This is a genomic window from Rhizobium sp. BK196 (assembly GCF_014193255.1).
In the GTDB taxonomy this organism is placed as follows: Bacteria; Pseudomonadota; Alphaproteobacteria; order Rhizobiales; family Rhizobiaceae; genus Rhizobium.
On sequence record NZ_JACHZB010000005.1, the window covers coordinates 386,751 to 406,730 of the forward strand.

Annotated in this window: 18 protein-coding genes; 2 read left to right on the forward strand and 16 right to left on the reverse strand. The window is 59.1% G+C overall.

Translation table 11 applies throughout. The features are described from left to right. Window positions 1-184: 184 nt before the first annotated feature. On the forward strand, window positions 185-910 hold the full coding sequence (gene lexA / locus FHT78_RS19310; RefSeq protein WP_183747453.1) for a transcriptional repressor LexA: 726 nt from the start codon (window positions 185-187) through the stop codon (window positions 908-910). Here lexA and FHT78_RS19315 read toward each other — a convergent pair. Beyond that, window positions 891-3,269: a ComEC/Rec2 family competence protein gene (locus FHT78_RS19315; RefSeq protein WP_246715357.1), complete on the reverse strand. Its 2,379-nt coding sequence runs from the start codon at window positions 3,267-3,269 to the stop codon at window positions 891-893. The two genes, lexA and FHT78_RS19315, sit on opposite strands and share 20 nt — an antisense overlap. A gap of 339 nt (window positions 3,270-3,608) precedes the next feature. Between FHT78_RS19315 and gltA the strand changes: the two genes are divergently transcribed. After that, window positions 3,609-4,898, forward strand: a complete 1,290-nt coding sequence (gltA, locus tag FHT78_RS19320; protein ID WP_007822430.1) for a citrate synthase — start codon at window positions 3,609-3,611, stop codon at window positions 4,896-4,898. Window positions 4,899-4,928: 30 nt separating this feature from the next. On the opposite strand, the gene lpxB is transcribed toward gltA, so the two are convergent. The 15 genes from lpxB to FHT78_RS19395 all read right to left on the reverse strand — a co-directional run bounded on the left by lpxB (window position 4,929) and on the right by FHT78_RS19395 (window position 19,977). Further along, window positions 4,929-6,098: a lipid-A-disaccharide synthase gene (gene lpxB / locus FHT78_RS19325; protein ID WP_183747460.1), complete on the reverse strand. Its 1,170-nt coding sequence runs from the start codon at window positions 6,096-6,098 to the stop codon at window positions 4,929-4,931. Beyond that, on the reverse strand, window positions 6,095-6,976 hold the full coding sequence (locus FHT78_RS19330; protein ID WP_183747462.1) for an LpxI family protein: 882 nt from the start codon (window positions 6,974-6,976) through the stop codon (window positions 6,095-6,097). Before FHT78_RS19330 ends, lpxB begins: the two co-directional genes overlap by 4 nt. Window positions 6,977-6,979: 3 nt before the next feature. Next, window positions 6,980-7,798 (reverse strand): acyl-ACP--UDP-N-acetylglucosamine O-acyltransferase, encoded by an 819-nt coding sequence (lpxA, locus tag FHT78_RS19335; protein WP_183747465.1) that lies wholly within the window; start codon window positions 7,796-7,798, stop codon window positions 6,980-6,982. Further along, window positions 7,795-8,262: a 3-hydroxyacyl-ACP dehydratase FabZ gene (fabZ, locus tag FHT78_RS19340; protein ID WP_183747468.1), complete on the reverse strand. Its 468-nt coding sequence runs from the start codon at window positions 8,260-8,262 to the stop codon at window positions 7,795-7,797. The genes lpxA and fabZ overlap by 4 nt, the downstream gene beginning before the upstream one ends. Then, window positions 8,255-9,316, reverse strand: a complete 1,062-nt coding sequence (gene lpxD, locus FHT78_RS19345) for a UDP-3-O-(3-hydroxymyristoyl)glucosamine N-acyltransferase (protein ID WP_183747471.1) — start codon at window positions 9,314-9,316, stop codon at window positions 8,255-8,257. Before lpxD ends, fabZ begins: the two co-directional genes overlap by 8 nt. Window positions 9,317-9,366: 50 nt before the next feature. Continuing rightward, on the reverse strand, window positions 9,367-11,697 hold the full coding sequence (bamA, locus tag FHT78_RS19350) for an outer membrane protein assembly factor BamA (RefSeq protein ID WP_183747614.1): 2,331 nt from the start codon (window positions 11,695-11,697) through the stop codon (window positions 9,367-9,369). Between the two features lie 199 nt (window positions 11,698-11,896). Then, window positions 11,897-13,030, reverse strand: a complete 1,134-nt coding sequence (gene rseP / locus FHT78_RS19355) for an RIP metalloprotease RseP (protein WP_183747474.1) — start codon at window positions 13,028-13,030, stop codon at window positions 11,897-11,899. Window positions 13,031-13,059: 29 nt separating this feature from the next. Next, the gene (locus tag FHT78_RS19360) at window positions 13,060-13,890 is read right to left on the reverse strand and encodes a phosphatidate cytidylyltransferase (protein WP_183747478.1); all 831 of its coding nucleotides are present in this window, start codon (window positions 13,888-13,890) and stop codon (window positions 13,060-13,062) included. Further along, a complete protein-coding gene (locus FHT78_RS19365; protein ID WP_183747481.1) occupies window positions 13,890-14,633 on the reverse strand; it encodes an isoprenyl transferase in 744 nt (247 codons plus the stop codon). The genes FHT78_RS19360 and FHT78_RS19365 overlap by 1 nt, the downstream gene beginning before the upstream one ends. 37 nt (window positions 14,634-14,670) lie before the next feature. Further along, window positions 14,671-15,231: a ribosome recycling factor gene (gene frr / locus FHT78_RS19370; protein WP_113322813.1), complete on the reverse strand. Its 561-nt coding sequence runs from the start codon at window positions 15,229-15,231 to the stop codon at window positions 14,671-14,673. A 51-nt stretch (window positions 15,232-15,282) separates the two neighbouring features. Next, a complete protein-coding gene (pyrH, locus tag FHT78_RS19375; protein WP_183747484.1) occupies window positions 15,283-16,005 on the reverse strand; it encodes a UMP kinase in 723 nt (240 codons plus the stop codon). Between the two features lie 95 nt (window positions 16,006-16,100). Beyond that, entirely contained in the window at window positions 16,101-17,027 is a 927-nt protein-coding gene (tsf, locus tag FHT78_RS19380; RefSeq protein WP_183747487.1) for a translation elongation factor Ts, read from the reverse strand. 239 nt (window positions 17,028-17,266) lie between these two features. Continuing rightward, complete coding sequence (gene rpsB, locus FHT78_RS19385) at window positions 17,267-18,034, reverse strand: 30S ribosomal protein S2 (RefSeq protein ID WP_183747491.1); 768 nt, start codon at window positions 18,032-18,034, stop codon at window positions 17,267-17,269. Window positions 18,035-18,256: 222 nt separating this feature from the next. After that, window positions 18,257-19,360 (reverse strand): substrate-binding domain-containing protein, encoded by a 1,104-nt coding sequence (locus FHT78_RS19390; protein WP_183747494.1) that lies wholly within the window; start codon window positions 19,358-19,360, stop codon window positions 18,257-18,259. Continuing rightward, a complete protein-coding gene (locus FHT78_RS19395; protein ID WP_183747497.1) occupies window positions 19,360-19,977 on the reverse strand; it encodes a 5-bromo-4-chloroindolyl phosphate hydrolysis family protein in 618 nt (205 codons plus the stop codon). Before FHT78_RS19395 ends, FHT78_RS19390 begins: the two co-directional genes overlap by 1 nt. Window positions 19,978-19,980 lie beyond the last annotated feature (3 nt).

Sequence of the window (19,980 nt, forward strand, 5' to 3'; positions counted from 1 at the left end):
AGCAACTGCAGGAGATGTGCTTCAGCAGGCGGCCCGAGACAAGGCCGGGAAGGCTTGGGGGGCCAAGAAAAATAAGATTCTCGACAGAATGGACGGAAGTTTTACGAAAATTTAGCTACTTGCAGAACACATATGGAACATATAGTGTCCGTTCTGGATTTGTTTCAAGATGGGGTTAGACGCCATGCTCACGCGCAAACAACAGGAACTCCTTCTTTTCATTCACGAAAGGATGAAGGAGTCAGGCGTTCCGCCGTCTTTCGACGAAATGAAGGACGCTCTGGATCTGGCCTCAAAATCCGGTATCCATCGGCTGATCACGGCGCTCGAGGAACGCGGTTTCATTCGCCGGCTTCCGAACCGGGCTCGTGCGCTCGAAGTCATCAAATTGCCGGAAGCCTATAACCCAAGCCTGCAGCAGCGGCGCGGCTTTTCGCCGAGCGTCATCGAGGGCAGTCTTGGCAAACCCCAGCCGGTGGCACCTCCTGCCTCGGCAAAGCCCGCACCCGCGGCCGATAACAGCAATGCGGTCTCCGTTCCCGTCATGGGCCGCATCGCTGCCGGTGTTCCGATCTCGGCAATCCAGAACAATACGCATGACATCACCGTTCCCGCCGATATGCTGGGTTCAGGCGAGCATTATGCCCTCGAAGTTCGCGGCGACTCGATGATCGAAGCCGGGATTTTCGATGGCGACACGGTTATTATCCGCAATGGCAGCACCGCCAATCCGGGCGATATCGTCGTCGCGCTGGTCGATGACGAGGAAGCCACGCTCAAGCGCTTCCGCCGCAAGGGCGCATCGATTGCGCTCGAGGCAGCAAACCCTGCTTACGAGACCCGCATTTTTCCACCGGACCGTGTCAAGGTCCAGGGCAAGCTCGTCGGCCTCATTCGCCGCTATCACTGACCGGCGACAGGCTGGCGTCTGCGAATGTGTTGCTGCGCCAGTCATAGGCGCGGTGGCGCATCCAAGGGCGCCGCAATGTGTCGAATGCGATTGCGACCTCCGCTCCTTTATCGGTGAATCGAAGTTCAACAGAACCCGTCTTGCGCAGCGTTTCGCCGGTAAAGAGCAGCGCGCCGGAACGGCAACGGTCGAAGCGCAATCGAACAGCGGTCACGACAATATCAGCCGTATCACAGGCGGGCCCGAGATAGGCAGCATTGTCGATGACGGTCAGTTTCTTTCCATTGCCGAGCAAGGCGGTGCACCAGGCGCTCTTCAGGCAGGAGAAGCGTGAAGGGCGACCGGTGGCAACTGACTGTTTCATCGCCTCTCTCGCTTCATCCTGTTGTTCTGGCGAGAGCTGCAGCCTTTTGCCGTCTGGCGCAGTGGGTGGCGCCTTGGCAACTTGGAGCATAACCGGCTTCTGATGCTCTTCGATCGCAAGTGCCCTCTGCCATTGTTCGAAGATGAAGGCGGGCGGCTTTTCACGGTTCGAAGCCATCGCCTGTCCGTCGATTATAGCGACTAAGCCGCCATCTTCGGAAATGGCGATGTCGGGCATCGCTTGTGACGGAAGCAGCACTACAGCAAGCGTTGAGACCGCCACAATTGCGGTTCCCATGTGCCGCAGCCGGGTTCTGAGCAGGGTCAGCAGCAGAAAGCCGAAGACGGCCGCCGGGAAGTACCAACCGGGCAAGCGGCCCACATCAATATTGCCACCCCAGCCCGACACCGTCGTTGCGATTTTTATCACCAGATCAAGCCCGAAGCCGGCAACCTGCCACACCGGACCATCAAGGCCAAAAGGCATCAGCAGCATCGCCAGCATCCCGGCCGGCATGACGATGAAGGAAATAACCGGCATGGCCGCGAGATTTGCCGGCAGGCCATAGGCAGTCAGGCGGTGGAAATGCTCGATCGAAAACAGTGCCGTCGAGAAACCACCGATCAGCGACGTCAGGAAGACGCCCCCGAAGAATCCGCCGACGACGAAGAAGGGTTTCATGATCGGCAGCTTGGCAAAGGCATTCTCCCGCATCGGCCGCCCCTTCCAGAGATCGTAGCCGGCAACCAGGGCAAGCGTCGCGGCGAAAGACATCTGGAAGCTTGGTCCGAGCACTTCCGATGGCGAGACGGCGAGAATCACGAGAGCGGAAAGCGCCACGTTTCTGAGACTGATCGACGGACGGTCGAAGAAGACGGCTACCAGCATGATCGCCATCATGATGAAGGCGCGTTCGGCGGAGACGGCAAAACCCGAGATCAGATAGTAGGCCGTCACCGCCGCGAGCGCGCCGGCCGCCGCGATCTTCTTGGTCGGCCATGCCTGCGCAATGCCGGGAAACAGGCTGAGAATCACGCGGAGGCCGACAAAGAAGATGCCGGCGGAGAGCGCCATGTTGAGACCGGAGATCGCGATGATATGCGCAAGGCCGGATTGCCGCAGCGCTTCCGTCGTTTCATCCGAGATCGCCCGTCTCTCGTCGGTGACAAGTGAAGCGGCAAAGGCCCCGGTGTCGCCAGGCAGCGTAGAGCGGATCCGATCGCCGATGCCGGTTCTCAGGCTGTAGAGCCGTTCCAGAACGATCCCGGCGACCGAACCCGCTTGCTCCGGCTGTTCCGCAACCTTCTTCGGCGCGCCATAGAAGAAGCCGTTCGCACCAACGCCATCGAAATAGGCGCTGAAAGCGAAATCATTGAGATGTGGGAGCGCCGGTCCGGCCGGAGGCGTGATGCGCGCCCTGCCCTCGATAACGTCGCCGAGTTCGAACGGCTGGGTGGCGCCGCGGACCAGCACGGAGATGCGTTCGGGCGGACGCTTGAGCTCGGGAGCATCCGTACCGGTGACGTCGAGAATATAACGCCAGCGCCCTTGGCCGTCGCCTTCTCGGCGTTCGACCCGGCCGGTTACCGTTGTCGTTACGGCTGAATCGAGGATCAGGGTCTTTGCCCGCCATGTTTCGATCTGCGCCGAGAGCATTCCGCCGACAAAGAGAAGCAGTGCGAGGAGCGTCGCCCGCAATTTGGTGCGGGCATGGCCGCAAAGCGCAACAGCGAGAACAAGCGCAAGCAGGCAGAGACCGAGGGAGACGGCCGGAAAATCCGAAGCTGCCAGAAACCAGGTCGCGGCACCCGCACCAAGGAAGACCGGCGAGATGAGGATGAGGCGACCGTGATCGGTCTCTTCGGCGGCCATCCGCATGGACGACCCGACGTATCGTTTCGCAACAGTCGCCAATCTCGATCGAAATGGGATCGCAACCTGCGTCCGAGCCGATTGCGTCACAATGGCGCGCGGAGCAATGCCTGCAAAATCCATTTTCTCACCAATGGATTGCGTCTGTCGTTCTCTTGTCTCTAACCTCGTCATATTCGCCTGGAGCTGCCCTTGATCCCAGAAGAATGCAACCTGAGATCAAAACGAGCAAACAATAATCGATTGAAATAAGAGGAAAATTCACAGGGGCGAAAATCCAGTCAAATCATGGTGTTCTGATATGCATTTAGCTCGTCGCTGCAGTGCCTAAAAGATAATGCCGCGATGCACAAAATGGCATCACGGTAACTTGGCATTAGCTTCGCGATCATATAGCTATCGCTTAGGACGCTTAACCCTTATGGCGCTTTTGCGGCGCCACCGCCACCCCGGAGGATCAGCATGACGGATCAAAGCGCTACAATCAAAATCGGTGACAAATCAGTCGATCTCGCCGTGCGAAAAGGCACGGTTGGACCCGACGTCATCGACATCGGTGCCCTCTACAAGAACACGGCTTCCTTCACCTACGATCCCGGGTTTACGTCGACTGCATCCTGTGAATCGAAGATCACCTATATCGACGGCGACGAGGGCGTTCTGCTGCATCGCGGCTACCCGATCGAGCAGCTTGCCGAGCATGGCGACTTCCTGGAAGCCTGCTACCTGCTGCTTTACGGCGAACTGCCGACCGCCGCCCAGAAGAAGGATTTCGACTACCGCGTCACGCACCACACCATGGTGCATGAGCAGATGAGCCGCTTCTTCACCGGCTTCCGTCGCGATGCCCATCCGATGGCCGTCATGTGCGGCTGCGTCGGCGCGCTTTCGGCCTTCTATCACGACTCCACCGACATCACTGATCCGCATCAGCGCATGGTTGCCAGCCTGCGCATGATCGCCAAGATGCCGACGCTTGCCGCCATGGCCTATAAATACCATATCGGCCAGCCCTTCGTTTATCCGAAGAACGACCTGGATTACGCATCCAACTTCCTGCGCATGTGCTTTGCCGTTCCCTGCGAGGAATATGTCGTCAATCCGGTGCTCGCACGCGCAATGGATCGCATTTTCATCCTGCATGCCGATCACGAGCAGAACGCTTCGACTTCAACGGTCCGTCTCGCCGGCTCTTCGGGTGCAAATCCGTTCGCCTGCATTGCCGCCGGCATCGCCTGCCTCTGGGGTCCCGCTCATGGCGGCGCCAATGAAGCAGCCCTCAACATGCTGACGGAAATCGGCACTGTCGATCGCATTCCGGAATATATCGCTCGCGCCAAGGACAAGAATGACCCGTTCCGCCTGATGGGCTTCGGTCATCGCGTCTACAAGAACTACGATCCGCGTGCCAAGATCATGCAGAAGACCACGCATGAAGTTCTGGGCGAACTCGGCATCAAGGACGATCCGCTTCTCGAAGTCGCCATGGAGCTGGAGCGCATCGCACTGACTGATTCCTACTTCATCGAGAAGAAGCTCTACCCGAACATCGACTTCTACTCCGGCATCACGCTGAAGGCCCTGGGCTTCCCCACGACCATGTTCACCGTGCTCTTCGCTCTGGCCCGTACCGTTGGCTGGATCGCGCAGTGGAACGAAATGATCGAAGATCCTGAACAGCGGATCGGCCGTCCGCGCCAGCTCTATATCGGCGAGCCAAAGCGCGATTACGTACCGGTCTCCAAGCGCTAAGCGCTGACTTTAAGACAAAAGAAAACCCGGTCAGAAACGGCCGGGTTTTTTGTTGGCGAGAACATCGAGCAGGATCTGCGCCGCGTACTCGCCGGGCGGCTTCTCGGTCTGCATACGCTGCCAGATGAGATCATAGCCTTCCTTCATCGCCTTGAGCTGGTAGGTCTCGGCAGAGAGCCTTTCCATCCAGCGCGCGAGGCTCGCGCCGCGAACGATGTCATTCAAATATTCCGGTACGACCGCGTAGTCGGCAATCAGGTTGGGCAACGCGCCAGTCCAGGTCTTGATGCCCGAGGTCAACATGCGCATGATCCAGTCGACTTTGTAGGCAGAGACGACGGGAACATTGGCAAGCGCCAGTTCCAGGATCACGGTTCCTGACGCCGCCATTGCGGCATCGGCTTCGGCGAAAGCTCTCCACTTCGCCTCAGCGCCGACGACTATCTCCGGTTTGACCGTCCATTCGGCCGTTATTTCGCGCACGAGCGCTTCCTTATGCGACACGGTCGGCAGGATGAAGCGCTTTGCGCTGTTGCGCGCGAGGAGTTCACTCGTTGCGACCCCGAAATAGGGCAGGAGTTTTTTGATTTCGGACGAGCGGGAACCGGGAAGAAGCAGAATGGGGCCGTTGCCCGGCTGTCTGCCGGCGCGAAGGCGCCGCGTTTCGAGCAGCGCAGGATCTGCGACCAGCCGATGACCGACATAGGTTGTCTGCGGCCCGTTGAGGCGCTGCATCGCCTCCGGTTCGAACGGGAGCACAGCCAGCACATGATCGACATAGGCGAGCATGCGCTGAGCGCGATACTCCTTCCACGCCCAGACGCTCGGACAGACATAGTCGACCACAGGCAGGTCAGGCAAGGCCGTGCGCACGCGCTTGGCGACACGATGGGTGAAATCCGGGCTGTCGATGATGAGCAGGATATCGGGCTTTGCCGCGATGATCGCCGCCGTCGCCTGTCGAATAAGGAACCAGAGCTTCGGCAGTTTCCCCAGCACCTGCGTGATGCCCATGATGGAAAGCTCGGAAAAATCGAAGAGCGATTTTAGCCCCTCAGCCTGCAACCCCTCACCGCCGACGCCAACAAGTTCGATCGGTCCGGAATGGATTTTCCTAAGCTCGGCAATGAGATCAGCGCCCAAAAGATCGCCGGAGACTTCGCCGGCTATGACGGCAATCTTCAGCGGACCTTCACTCATTGAAGCCCCCATCCCGGCAAGCCCTTGTCAATACCACAGACAAAAAGACCACTCTCATCCGCGGCCTTGATCAGCGTGTCGCGATCAAGCACAAGCGACCGGCCGGCTTCGATGGCGACGCCGGCAAGACCAGCGGCCTTAGCGTTGAGAATCGTGGAGACGCCGATCGCCGGCAAGTCGGCGCGGATATCCTGCTGCGGCTTGCAAAGCTTGACCAGCACGCCGCGGCGGCGCTGCGAAATACGGCCCGCGGCTCTCAGAACCGTGACACGTTCGAGCATACCATCCGTGCCTTCCACGCCTTCCACGGCGACGACACGTCCACCGATCGAGACGGCGCCCTGGCCGATATCCAGGCCACCCAGCACCCCGGCCGCCTCGGCTGCGCGCTCAATATCACGGTGGTCCTCTTTGTTGGGCGAAACAGCGCCGAGGGGACCCGCGGTCGTCAGCAGATCGGGCGCAATCTCATGGGCGCCGACGACGCGTAGCCCCCTACCCTCTATCAGCTTGATGACCATCTGCAGCACGGTATCGTCACCGCCGGACAGAAGAGTACGGATGGCGGCGGGAACCTTGGTCAGGATACGCAGCGTTGGCCGAACTTCGCGCCAGTCCGGCCGTCGACGGACACTGCCCGACATGACAACGCGGCCGATGCCGTATCTCTTGAAAAGCCGATCGAGCGAAGCGAAATCGCCAATGCCGATCATTGCATGATCGAAGCCATCCCAGCGACGGTCGCTTTCATCCTTCAGGATAACGATGACAGGGTCTTCGCCGGCCAAACGCGCAGCCTCAGCAACATAGGACGGCAGAAGGCCGCCGCCGGCTATAATCGCCAGCCGGCCTTCAGCGGTTTCGGCAGCGGAAGCCACAGATCAGCCCTTCTGCCCCCGGCTTGGCGAAGACAATGCGCGGTCACTTTCAGCTGCGATGAAATCGAGGATCTCGATTACTTGTTCGCAATCGCTATATACGTCGCGAATCTTGGCAGCATTCTCGCGAATCGAACCGGCGCCCTCGAAGATCGCCTTATAAGCGCGGCGAACCGTATGGATGACCGCGCGATCAACGCCGGCGCGAGTCATGCCGACGACGTTGAGACCGCTCAGGACGCCCGGATTGCCGTTCAGCATGCCGTAGGGGATGACATCGTAGCTGACGGCGGAAAGACCGCCGACGAAGGCGTATTTGCCAACGCGGGTGAACTGGTGCACGGCTGCGCCGCCGCTGATGATCGCGTGATCGCCTATGGATACATGGCCAGCCAGCATGACGTTATTTGACATAATGACATTGTTGCCCACGCGGCAATCATGGGCGACATGCGAATAGGCGAGGAAAAGGCTGTTGTCACCGATAACCGTCGAACCGCCATGTTCGACGGTTCCGGTGTTCATCGTGACGCCTTCTCTAATCGTGCAATTGCGCCCGATGATCAGCGTCGTGTCCACAGCACTGTGGCGAGCGCTCTGAGAATCGCCGCCAATGACGGCAGAAGGAAATATGCGCGTACCGGCGCCAACAGTCGTGCGACCTAGCACAACGACGTGGCTGATCAGTTCGACATTATCGTGGAGCGTTACATTGGAGCCGACGTGACAGAACGGGCCGACCACCACGCCTTCACCAACCACGGCACCGTCCTCGACCACGGCCATAGGGTGGATTCTGGCGCTTGCGGCGATCATGCTCATGCGTTGTCCTTGCGTACGATCATCGCGCCGATATCGGCCTCGGCGACGAGCGCGCCATCGACCTTTGCGTCGCAATGGAATTTCCAGATATTGCCGCGCTGCTTGATTTTCTGCACGTGATATTCAATGCGGTCGCCTGGGACGACGGGCTTGCGGAAGCGGGCATTGTCGATCGTCATGAAGTAAACGAGGTTGCCGGTCTGGCCTTCCTTCTTGGCGCAGATAGCGCCTGCAGTCTGAGCCATGCCTTCGACAAGCAGCACACCCGGCATGATCGGCGCTTCAGGGAAATGGCCGGTAAAATGCGGTTCATTGACGGTTACGTTCTTGATGCCGACAGCGGCGTTATCACCATCGATATCGACGATCTTGTCGACCATCAGAAAGGGATAACGATGCGGCAGGAGCTTCATGATCTCCAGGATATCAGCCGAAGAAAGCGTGCTGGCTGCTTCCTCAATCATTCTTGTCTCCCTTTTTTCCGCGCGCTCCGGATTTTGCCATGAGCTGGGCTACATCTTTCAGATATTCATTTAGAGGACGTGCAGGTATTCCGCCATAGCGACCGCCCGCAGCAAGATCGGTCATAACCCCGCTTTTTGCGGCGATCTGTACGCCATCACCTATGGTGATATGTCCCTTGAGACCGACCTGTCCACCTATCTGCACGCCATCGCCGACGATTGTGCTGCCGGCAAGACCGACCTGTGAAACGATGGCACAATGGCGCCCGATGCGGACGTTGTGGCCGACTTGAACCTGGTTGTCGATCTTGGTTCCCTCGCCGATGACCGTATCGTCCATGGCGCCGCGATCGATCGTCGTATTGGCGCCGATCTCGACATTGTCCTGGATAATTACCCGGCCGATCTGCACGATCTTGATCATGCCACGTGGGCCTGGTGCATAACCGAATCCATCCTGACCGATACGGACGCCGTTGTGGATGATGACGCCATTGCCGATCAGCGCGCAAAGAATGCTCACCCCCGTTGCGATCGAACCGTTGCGGCCGATCTTGACGTTGGGACCGATGATCGACTGGGCGCCGATGCGTGTGCCTTCGCCGATCTCTGCGCCGGGACCGATGATCGCCATCGGCTCGACGATCACGCCCTTCTCCAGGCGCGCGGTCGGATCGACGATAGCGCTCGGCGCGATCTCGGTCTCGCCGGACGAAAACGTCACCGGCTTCAGAGCAGCGGGATAGAGATACCCACCCGCCATCGCAAAGGCGGCATGCGGATTGGAAGAGATCACCACGGGAATATGCGGCGGCACCAGCTCGGCAAGCGCCTTGTCGCAGATCACGGCCGAAGCCTCGCAGCTCAGCAGTTCATCGCGATTGCGGCGAGAGAGGATATAACAGATATCCCCTTCCCGCGCCCTGGCTATCGGAGAGACCGAGCGGATGATGACATCGGCATGTGCGGAATTGCCAAGCTCTGCCCCAAGAAATTGCGCCAGCTCTACAAGCTTCACGCCTTCATGGGGCAGAAAAAAACTATTTTGCTCCATCGGCAAAACTCCAGAACGGAATTGAAATTTACAGTTCCGGACTGCCGATATCAGAATTGGTTGTTAATGCCAAACTTGAAGCGCTGGGTCTTGTCGAAGTCTTCCTTCAGGACCGGGATCGCATAATCGACGCGAAGCGCGCCGAAGGGCGACTGCCAGATCAGACCGAGACCAACCGAAGCACGCAGGGAGGAACCGTCACCTTCTTCGGTGTCTGCCCCAAGAAGCTCGACATCGTTGCCGAACAGCGTGCCGGCATCCGCAAAGACTGCGCCGCGCAGGTTGAAGTCACGCGGGAAGCCCGGCATCGGGAACGTCGCTTCGGCGGAAGCGGTGAAGTAAGTCGTACCACCAAGCGGATCGTCCGGGTTGGTAATGCGCGGGCCGATACCCTTGTTCTCGAAGCCGCGAATATCGGAATTGGTCAGCGTGAACTGATCGAAGACGTTCAGGTGATCGCCGAAGCCGACAACATAACCTGCCGATGCCGAGAGCGAGCCGATGATGTCGGCGTCGTCAGCGAGCAGATGGTAGTAACGGGCCTTACCATAGATCTTGTAGTACTGAGAATCGCCGCCGAGGCCAGCAATTTCCTGCGTCGCAGTGGCGTAGATACCTTCACGCGGCAGGACAGTGTCATCCAGCGTATTGTAGGTCAGCGTCTGGGAGACGGAAGAGCGCGTCCACGGGCTTTCATCAACCAGGTTCGCATAGGTCGCAGACAGATCGGCCGTATTGCCGTCGTACTTCATCTGCTTGTAGTTGTAGCGGAACGTCGTCGCCAGATCTTCCGTGATCGGCGCCGTTACGCGCAGGACCACGCTGGTTTCTTCGTAGTCGTAGTTGTCGTTGCTCGATGTCTCGCTGTGATTGACGTCGAAACCGGCGGCAAGACGATAGCCGAGGAAGTAGGGTTCGGTGAAGTTAAGACCGTAAGCGCGCGAGCCTTCCTGGCCGCCACCGGCCGAAATGCGGATATACTGGCCGCGGCCGAGGAAGTTCTTTTCTTCGATCGAAGCCTCAAGCAACAGGCCGTCGCCGCCAGCCGCATAACCGGCGCCGATACCGAACGAACCGGTCGACTGATCTTGCACGTCAACAACGATGACCACGCGATCGGGCGAACTGCCCGGCTGGGTCGAAATGTTGACCGCGGAGAAATAGCCGAGCGCTTCAAGACGACGCTTTGCGCGAGTGATCATCTGCTGATTGAAGGCATCGCCTTCGCTGAGATCGAACTCGCGGCGGATAACGTAATCGCGCGTGCGGCTGTTGCCGCGGATTTCGATACGCTCGACATAGGCACGCTCGCCCTGGTCGACGAGGTATTCGACGCCGATTGTATTGTTGTTCAGGTCGCGGTTGCCGCGCGGCGTAACCCGCGCGAAAGGATAACCAGCCGAAGCAACCTGATCAGAAATCGCCTCGATGGACTTCTGGACTTCCTTGGCGCTGTAGACCTGGCCTTCGTGGGTCCTGACGAGAGACTGGAGTTGTTGCGCGTCGACGCCCTCAACGGTCGACTGGACGCTGACCGGGCCGAAGTCGTAACGCGGACCTTCTTCGATGTTGAATGTCAGCGTGTACTTGTTCGTCGCCTCGTCGAAAGCGGCATCGGAAGAAACGATGCGCATGTCGGCGTAACCGCGGTTGTAATAGAACTGGCGCAATGCGTCTTCATCAGCGTGCAGCTTATCTTCGTTGTAGACGTCCTTGCGGGTCAGGAACGAAAGAAAGTTCGAACGCTTTGTCTGAATGACCGCGGCGAGACGGCCGGCGCTGTAGGCTTGATTGCCGACGAAATTGATAGCGGCGATCTTGGTGCGGTCGCCTTCATTGATGACGAAAGCGAGATTGACGCGGCCCTCACCGAGCGGCACGACCTGCGTCGTCACCTCGACTTCGCTGCGGCCGGTCGCGGCATAGGCTTCCTTGATCGCCGCAATGTCGGCCTGGATCTGCGCATCGCTATAGGGACCTGCGGCATGCGTCTTGACGACGGCTGCCAGCTTGTCATCCTTGACTTTGCGGTTGCCGTTGAAGACCACCTGGTTGACGAGCTGCGCTTCCTGAACGTTGACGACGAGGGTACTGCCGGAAACCGAAATCTTGACATCGGAGAAGTAACCGGTGCCGTAAAGCTGCTTTACGGAGTCATCGATGTCGGTGTTGGAGAAGCTCTTGCCGGGGGCAATGGTGAGGTTCGACCGGACGGCCTCAGCACCGACGCGGCTTGCACCGCGCACGTCGATCCGCTGAATGACGGCAGCTTCCGCAGCCGTAGCCGAAACGAAAGTCAAAGCACCTGCGCCAGAAGCAACAACACCAGCAGACAGCGCAATCGCCGATACTGCGTTCAAAAATCTTGAACCAGCCTTCATTTCACCCATTACCTTTTTTCCCTCGTCTCCGGCCTCGGGAAAGCCCCGATTCCGGCCACGTGTGTCGTTTTACCCGCTTTTGACATACAAGCAAGGGAGCTCGTTAATTTCTGTTTACTTCATTTCGAAGCGTGACCCATTCGCCACTACAGCTTTGAAACATCGTAAATAAACAGTAATTTTCCCTCATTCATACGCGCTAGCCGATGAGCGCACTAATGTCATTCCAGGTAGCAAAAACCATTAATGTAAGCACCATGGCCAGACCAATGCGAAACGCAATTTCCTGAGCCGAAGAACCCAGCGGCCTTCCCCTAACCGCTTCCACCGCATAGAACATCAGGTGGCCGCCATCAAGTACCGGAACCGGCATCAAATTCAGCAATCCAATCGAAACTGACAAAACCGCAGCGAGCTGCAGCAACGCACCCATTCCAAGCGTAGCCATCTGGCCCGAAGCTTGCGCCACGCGGATCGGACCGCCCAATTGGTCGGGTTTCATCGATCCATCGAGCAGGTTGCCGATATATTTGAAGGTGCCGGTGACGATATGCCAGGTCTGGATCACACCTTCACGCAGCGCTTCCAGCGGCGTGAAAGTCTGAAGACGGAAGTGGCCGACCTCTTCATTCGTGACGATCCCGATCAGCCCGACCTCGATCTTGTTGCCGAACTGGTCCGTGATGTCGGTGCGCTGAGGCACCATCGGCAGGTCCATCTTTTCGCCGTTACGCTCGACGGTCACGACGATGTTCTGGTTTGGACGGATGCTGACATAGCGGCGCACGTCGTCGAAGGTCTGGACCTTGGTGCCGTCGATAGAGAAGAGCAGATCGCCCGGCAGTACACCGGCTGCTGCGGCGGCACTGTCCGGTTTCACCTCCGCAACGACGGGATCGGACACCGTGCGGCCATAGATCGCGAAAAGAACCGTGAAGATGGCAATGGCCAGGATGAAATTGGCGATCGGGCCGGCTGCGACGGTTGCGGCACGCTTCCACAGCTTTGCGCCAGCGAAGGAACGTTCGCGCTCTTCGTCCGTCATCGCGGCGAGCCGGTCAGCATCCGGCTTGCTGGACGCATCCTCATCGCCGAAAAATCGCACATAGCCGCCGAGCGGGATCGCCGATATCTTCCAGCGCGTTCCGTGGCGATCGGTAAAGCCAGCAATCTCCGGGCCGAAGCCGACGGAAAAGGCAAGGATGCGGATTCCGCTCCAGCGCCCGACCAGATAATGGCCCATCTCATGCACGAAGACGAGCAGCGACAGCACGATGACGAAGGGGACGATATAGCCCGTCAAAAAACCGAATATGCCGGTCACCGCTTCCATGAGTTCCTTCTTCTATCTGGCCGCAACGATCAAAGGCCGAGCAATGCCGCACCGAGCGACGTCGTCCCGCCGCCCTTTATCAGCGAAAAAAGGCCAGCAAGCAAGAACGCTGAAAAACAGGCGAAAATCAGTCCGTCGACTCGGTCCATGACCCCACCATGTCCCGGAATGAGACGGCTGGAGTCCTTCACGCCGAATTTTCGCTTGATGAAGCTTTCGAAAAGATCGCCCGACTGGCTGAAAACGGACAGGACGAGCGCGATCACCGCAGCGCGGTCCTGGGCTTCCGGAATAAGAAAGTGGACAATGACGGCTCCGGCAATCACGGCCGAAATGGCGCCGCCGACAGCTCCCGACCAGGTTTTGCCGGGCGATATGCGCGGAGCAAGCTTTGGACCACCAATCGCACGCCCCACGAAATAGGCGAGAATATCGGTGGCCCAGACCACGGCGAAGATGAAGAGCATCGCATAGAGGCCGAATGTTTCATCGCCGCGGATTGCAGCAAGCGCCAATCCAGTACCGCCGGCATATAAAAGCCCTGGCGCAAACCAGCGGCTGGCCCGGTGCAGAAAGATCATGGCGATGCCGAGAGCGGTCAAGACGATCAGCATTCCGAGCGCGTAGTCGAACGCGCCTGCCAACACGAGCAGGGCAACCAGAACCTCCCCCATCCAGCCGAGCACATTGGTGACCGGGTCGCGTGCGATACCCGTGATCGTCGACCATTCGTAATAGATGAGAAGCGCGATAGCTGCCGCCAAAATGCGGAAGATAAAGCCGCCATACCAGGTGGCGGCAAGAACGATGATCGCGAGAATCAGGCCTGAAACGATGCGGAGCTTCAGTTCCTGCTTCATCAGGTGTTCACTGCTGCGGCCTGCGCGGAAAGACCGCCGAAGCGGCGATCGCGCGAGGCAAATTTTTCAAGTGCCGAAAGGAAAAGCTCACGGCTGAAATCCGGCCAGTATTCAGGCAGGAAGACGAATTCCGAATAGGCAGCCTGCCATAGCAGGAAGTTGGACAGCCGCTCTTCGCCGCTGGTACGGATGATGAGATCAGGATCGGGGATGCCGGCGGTATCGAGCCGGGCGTCTATCAACGCGGGCGTGATATCCTTCGCTCTGAGGCGCCCCTCCTCCACGTCCTTGGCAAGACTCATCATGGCGCGTGCAATCTCATCGCGAGAGCCGTAGTTGAAGGCAATGACGAGTGTCAGTGCCGTATTGCCTCTCGTCGTCTCCTCGGCTTCCAGCAGAAGTTTGAGGATATCGCTGCGCAGGTTGACGCGGTCGCCGATCACCCTGATGCGCACATTCTGCCGGTGAAGCTCGGCCAGATCGCTGCGAATGAAAGCCTTCAGCAGGCCAAGGAGATCACTGACCTCGGCCTCCGGACGACGCCAGTTCTCCGAGGAAAAGGCGAAGAGCGTCAGGTATTTGATGCCAAGATCGCCGGCAGTACGCACGGTCTGGCGAACGGTCTCGACCGCCCTGCGGTGTCCCATCGTCCGCGGCAGGCCGCGCTGCTTTGCCCAACGGCCGTTGCCATCCATAATGATCGCAACATGTTCTGGCGCAGTCAAAAATGAGGTTTCCAACATTTTCCGTCCGGTCTTTCTTGGCGAGGACGCAAGTATACTAGACTTGCATGATTTCCTTTTCTTTCTCGCCAAGCAAGCGGTCGATTTCCAAAATCGTCTCATCCGTCATTTTCTGAACGCGCTCCGACTGTGCCCGGCTTTCGTCCTGGCCGATTACGCCATCCTTTTCGGCTTTCTTAAGGCCGTCCATGCCGTCGCGGCGAACATGGCGAATCGCAACCTTGCTCTTTTCGGCATAGTCGTGGGCGACCTTGACGAGAGATTTGCGGCGCTCTTCGTTGAGTTCCGGCAACGGGATGCGGAGGTTCTGGCCGTCGACGATCGGATTGAGGCCGAGATTCGATTCGCGAATGGAACGATCTACGGCACCGACCATGCTCTTGTCCCAGACGGATACCGTCAGCATGCGCGGCTCCGGCACGGTGATGTTGGCAACCTGGTTCAGCGGCATGCGCGAACCATAGGCTTCTACCGTCACCGGATCGAGAATGTTGGCCGAAGCGCGGCCCGTACGCAGCGATGCAATGTCGCTCTTGAACGCGGAAATGGCACCATCCATGCGGCGCTTCAATTCCTTGATGTCGATACCTTCACTCATGTCTATGCTCCCGTCTCAGAAGATTTGCGCCGGCAACGGCGCAGCTCCCTATCAGTTGTCGGATACGATGGTCTTGAGACCACCACCCGTCAAGATTTCAGCGAAACGTCCCTTCTCGTGAATCGAGAAAACGACGATCGGAATGGAATTCTCGCGCGCGAGTGCAACAGCGGCCACATCCATGACCGCAAGGCCCCGGTCGAGAACCTCCTTGTGCGTCAGATGGTCGAAACGCGTCGCTTCCGGATCCTTCTTCGGATCGGCAGTATAGATACCGTCGACCTGGGTGCCCTTGAAGATTGCCTCGGCGCCCATTTCGGCGGCGCGCAGTGCTGCAGCAGAATCAGTGGTGAAGAAAGGATTGCCCGTGCCGCCGGCGAAGATCACCACCCTGCCGAGCGACAGGTGATACAACGTGGCGCGCTGCGAGAAGCTTTCGCAGATTTCCGGCATGGAGATTGCCGACAAAACCACAGTGTCGATGTTCAACTTGCGCAGCGAGGTTGCGAGCGCGAGCGCGTTGATGACCGTGCCCAGCATGCCCATGTGGTCGCCGGTAACGCGGTCGCCGCCCTTGGACGCAACCGCCACGCCGCGGAAGATGTTACCGCCGCCGATGACGACGCCGACTTCGACACCCATCTGCCGTGCATCGGCAATGTCCGAGGCGATGCGGTCTGCCACCGCAACGTCGATACCGAAGCCCTGGGCACCCATCATGGCTTCCCCGGAAGCCTTGAGTAGAACACGTTTATAGATTGGTTCCGACGTCATGTTGGCTCCTCGTAAATTGCCGCAATTGCCCGATACACGAAGGGCACCGCGTTGTCACGCGATGCCCTTCGGTTTTCCCAAATATGGCTGAAAGATCAGCCCTTGGCGACAGCAGCAACTTCGGCTGCGAAGTCGGTCTCTTCCTTCTCGACGCCTTCGCCGAGGAGCAGACGGGCCATGCCCACGACTTCGATCGCAGCGCCGGCTTCCTTTTCGGCTGCCTTGACCGCAGCACCGACCGTCAGGTCCGGATTGATGACGAAAGACTGCGAGAGAAGGGCGACTTCTTCGAAGAATTTGCGCATGCGGCCTTCGACCATCTTTTCGATGATGGCTTCCGGCTTGCCGGATTCGCGGGACTGCTCGATGAAGACGTTGCGTTCGCGTTCGGCGACTGCGGCATCGACTTCTTCGGCACGGATCGCCAGCGGATTGGTCGCAGCAATGTGCATGGCAACCTGGCGGCCAATCGAAGACAGAACGGCCTTGTCGCCGACCGACTTCAGCGCGACGAGAACGCCGAGCTTGCCGATGCCGTCGCCGGCAGCGTTGTGGATGTAGGTCGCGACGACGCCGTGCTCGACTTCCAGCTTGGCTGCACGACGAAGCGTCATGTTTTCGCCGATGGTCGCGATCGCTTCCTTGACGGTGTCGGCAACCGGCTTGCCGGATGCCGGATAGGTCGCAGCCGAAATGGCTTCGACGGTGCCGTCGGTGGAGAGCGCAACTTCGGCGATGCCGCGTGCGAGATCCTGGAAGGCATCGTTACGTGCAACGAAGTCGGTTTCGGAATTGAGCTCGATGACGACAGCCTTGTGACCGGCGCCGGCGATAGCGACCAGGCCTTCAGCAGCGGCGCGGCCGGACTTCTTGTCGGCCTTGGAGATGCCCTTGGCGCGCAGCCAGTCGATCGCGGCTTCGATATCGCCGTTGGTCTCGGTCAGCGCCTTCTTGCAGTCCATCATCCCTGCGCCGGACTTTTCGCGCAGTTCCTTCACCAGTGCAGCCGTAATCTCGGTCATAAGCTTCCTCTTGTCGGTTTATACGGTGGCCCGCGGAACGCGGCGCGGCACCGGATTGAGGCACGAAATGTACCTGTATGTATGACAGCGTTATGAAGACGCGTCATAACAGAATTCATGGAGGCACAAGCTGTGACAGCTTCCGCCTGAAACAGGCAAGGCCGCCGAACTTCTGAGAGTCGCGAGCGGCCTTTCCCAATCTTTGCAAGCTTCGGCGGAGTCGTATTCCGCCTGCTTTATCAGGCTTCGGCTGCCTCATCGAGCGCCGGCTCGAACGGAACTTCCGTCGATGCGCCGAGGTCGCGGCCAGATCCGCTCTGCTGACGGGCGATACCATCGATCGCAGCGCGGGCGATCAGATCGCAGTAGAGAGCGATGGCGCGCGAGGCGTCGTCGTTGCCCGGGATCGGATAGTCGATCAGGTCCGGATCGCAGTTCGAGTCGATGATGGCGACGACCGGGATGCCGAGGCGCTTGGCTTCGTCGATCGCGATCTTTTCCTTGTTGGTGTCGATGATGAACATCAGGTCCGGCGTGCCGCCCATGTCCTTGATACCGCCGAGGGCCTTATCGAGCTTTTCGCGCTCGCGCTCGAGGTTCAGGCGCTCCTTCTTAGAGTAGCCGGACTGCTCGGAAGACAGAATTTCGTCGAGCTTGCGCAGGCGCTGGATCGAGTTGGAGATCGTCTTCCAGTTCGTCATCATGCCGCCGAGCCAACGCGAGTTGACGTAGTACTGGGCAGAACGCTTGGCCGAGTCAGCGATCAGCTCGGAAGCCTGACGCTTCGTGCCGACGAAGAGAACGCGGCCGCCACGAGCAACGGTGTCGGACACGACCTGCAGGGCGCGCGACAGCATCGGAACGGTCTGAGCCAGGTCGATGATATGGATGTTGTTACGATCGCCGAAAATGTAGGGCTTCATCTTCGGGTTCCAGCGGTGCGTCTGGTGACCGAAGTGGACGCCTGCTTCGAGCAGCTGGCGCATAGAAAAATCAGGCAATGCCATGCCTTGTTACTCCTTTTCCGGTTGAACCTCCGCAAGGCGAACAGCATCCTCTTCGAAGATGCCACCGGGCGGAAAAGCCGGATTTCTCCCCGACGATCCCATGCCTTACGTGTGGAATGGGCGTGGCCTTACATTCGATTTGCCGCAAAAGCAAGGCTCGTGCCAAAAAAACTGCCGAGAACGGACGAATGAGCGCGCCGCCGATACATACGCATCGCCGGCTCAGCTTGCCAGCATGTTCAGCAGCGAGAGCATGACGCCAGCATCCGGGATCGGCAACACGGCATCGATCTCCGCCGGCAGCAGACCGACGATCGGACTTTTGGTATCGCCGGTTGCGGTGCCGAGCGGCCCGCGAAAACCGTGTTTGGCCCAGGCCAGCTCCTGCAACTTTGCGCTCGTCAGCACCTCGATCAGACGTTCGGCCGTTTCATCCACCACAATCAACGGATGGGCCGAATAGACGGTCGGGCGGGGATAGAGGACGACGGGCTTGGCGCCCTGCCCCGATTTGATGCGGCTCCATCGTTCGGCATCGGCAAGCGCCCATTCGACGAGTTGATTCTCGTAACCCACAATCATCGGTTCGCCGCCGAGACCACCTGCCAGATACTGGTCGAACAACTTGCCTGACGATGGCGACTTGAAACCCATATTGCGGAAGATCGATTGCACCTTGCCGCCATATTGGGCGAGATCATCTGATGTCGCGACATTGCCGCTGAAGAGGCTGAGCGCCAGGCCCGAGAACATGAAGCCCGAATTCGAGCGGTTCGGATCGGTCGAGACGATGCGCGCCCGGCCGTAGAGCGCATTGACGCCGAGCTTCGACCAGTCCGTCCCAGCAAGGATGGCGTCGAGCAAGGCCTTCAGGTCGAGGTGGTGATGGCCGTCTATCACTGTCACGAGGCCCGATTTGAACAGCCCGTCCGCAACCGGCTGCCAAGTGTAGACGACAACAGGCGTGTTGAGCATGACCCTGTCATCGCGGATCTTCACGCCGCTTTGACGGGCGATATCCACCATAATGGAGGAGGACGGCCAGAGGAATTGCGGGTTCTGCGAGAGCAGGGCCTGCTCGCGCACCATCTCAACCGAGCCGGCGACGCGACTGTCGATCGAGAGACCATAGCGCTTGATGGCGTCGACGACATCAGGATCTGCAAGGAAAGCCTCCTTCTCTCCGCCGATGAAGCCGAACAGCTTTGTGCGCGTACCCAGCAAGCCCCGCAGTTTCGGCCGGTCGCGGACGGCGAAATAGCCGCCGGTGCCGGCAATGCCGGTGGCGAGCAGTCCAACTCCAAAGGCGCGGCGGGAAAGGGCCATCAGCGTCCGAGATCCTCTTTGAGAGATGCCTGGATGAGGCGCAGGTCGGTATCGAGCGTGCCGAGTTCAGCATCGACAAGGCTGTCGGCATAGTGAACGAAGGCATCCTCGAGCTTCACCAGCACGGCGCGGACATCCTCCAACTGCTTGACGTCAGGCGCGCGTTTCGCCTCGATTACCGCAAAGCCCTCGGCGACTTCGGCCGCACGCGGCAGATAATAACTGAGAAAGCGGCGTACGGAGTTGGCACTTTCCGGCCTCGCCTCCACCTTGCGGAAGACATCGGCGGCGATTTCCGCCAGGTGGCGCACGCGGGCTGCCATCTGTTTGTCAGCGATATCGTCCGCGGTCGTCTCCAGCCTTTGTGCGGCGGGCACAGCCCCTTCCAGCAATTCTCTCGCAAAGGCAACGCGACCGCGGCCGATTACCTTGATATCAAGACCTTCGAAAAACCTGCGTGGCGCCAGCAAGAAAACCAGGCCCGCAAAAACCACGAGGCCGATGACGGCGGCAATCCAGAACGGCATCCCGGCAGCAAAGGTCAGGACGGGGACGAGAACGGCTGTCACCACTCCCGCCACGATCCAGTTGCCGTCATTGCCGAGCCAGTTACCCATGCC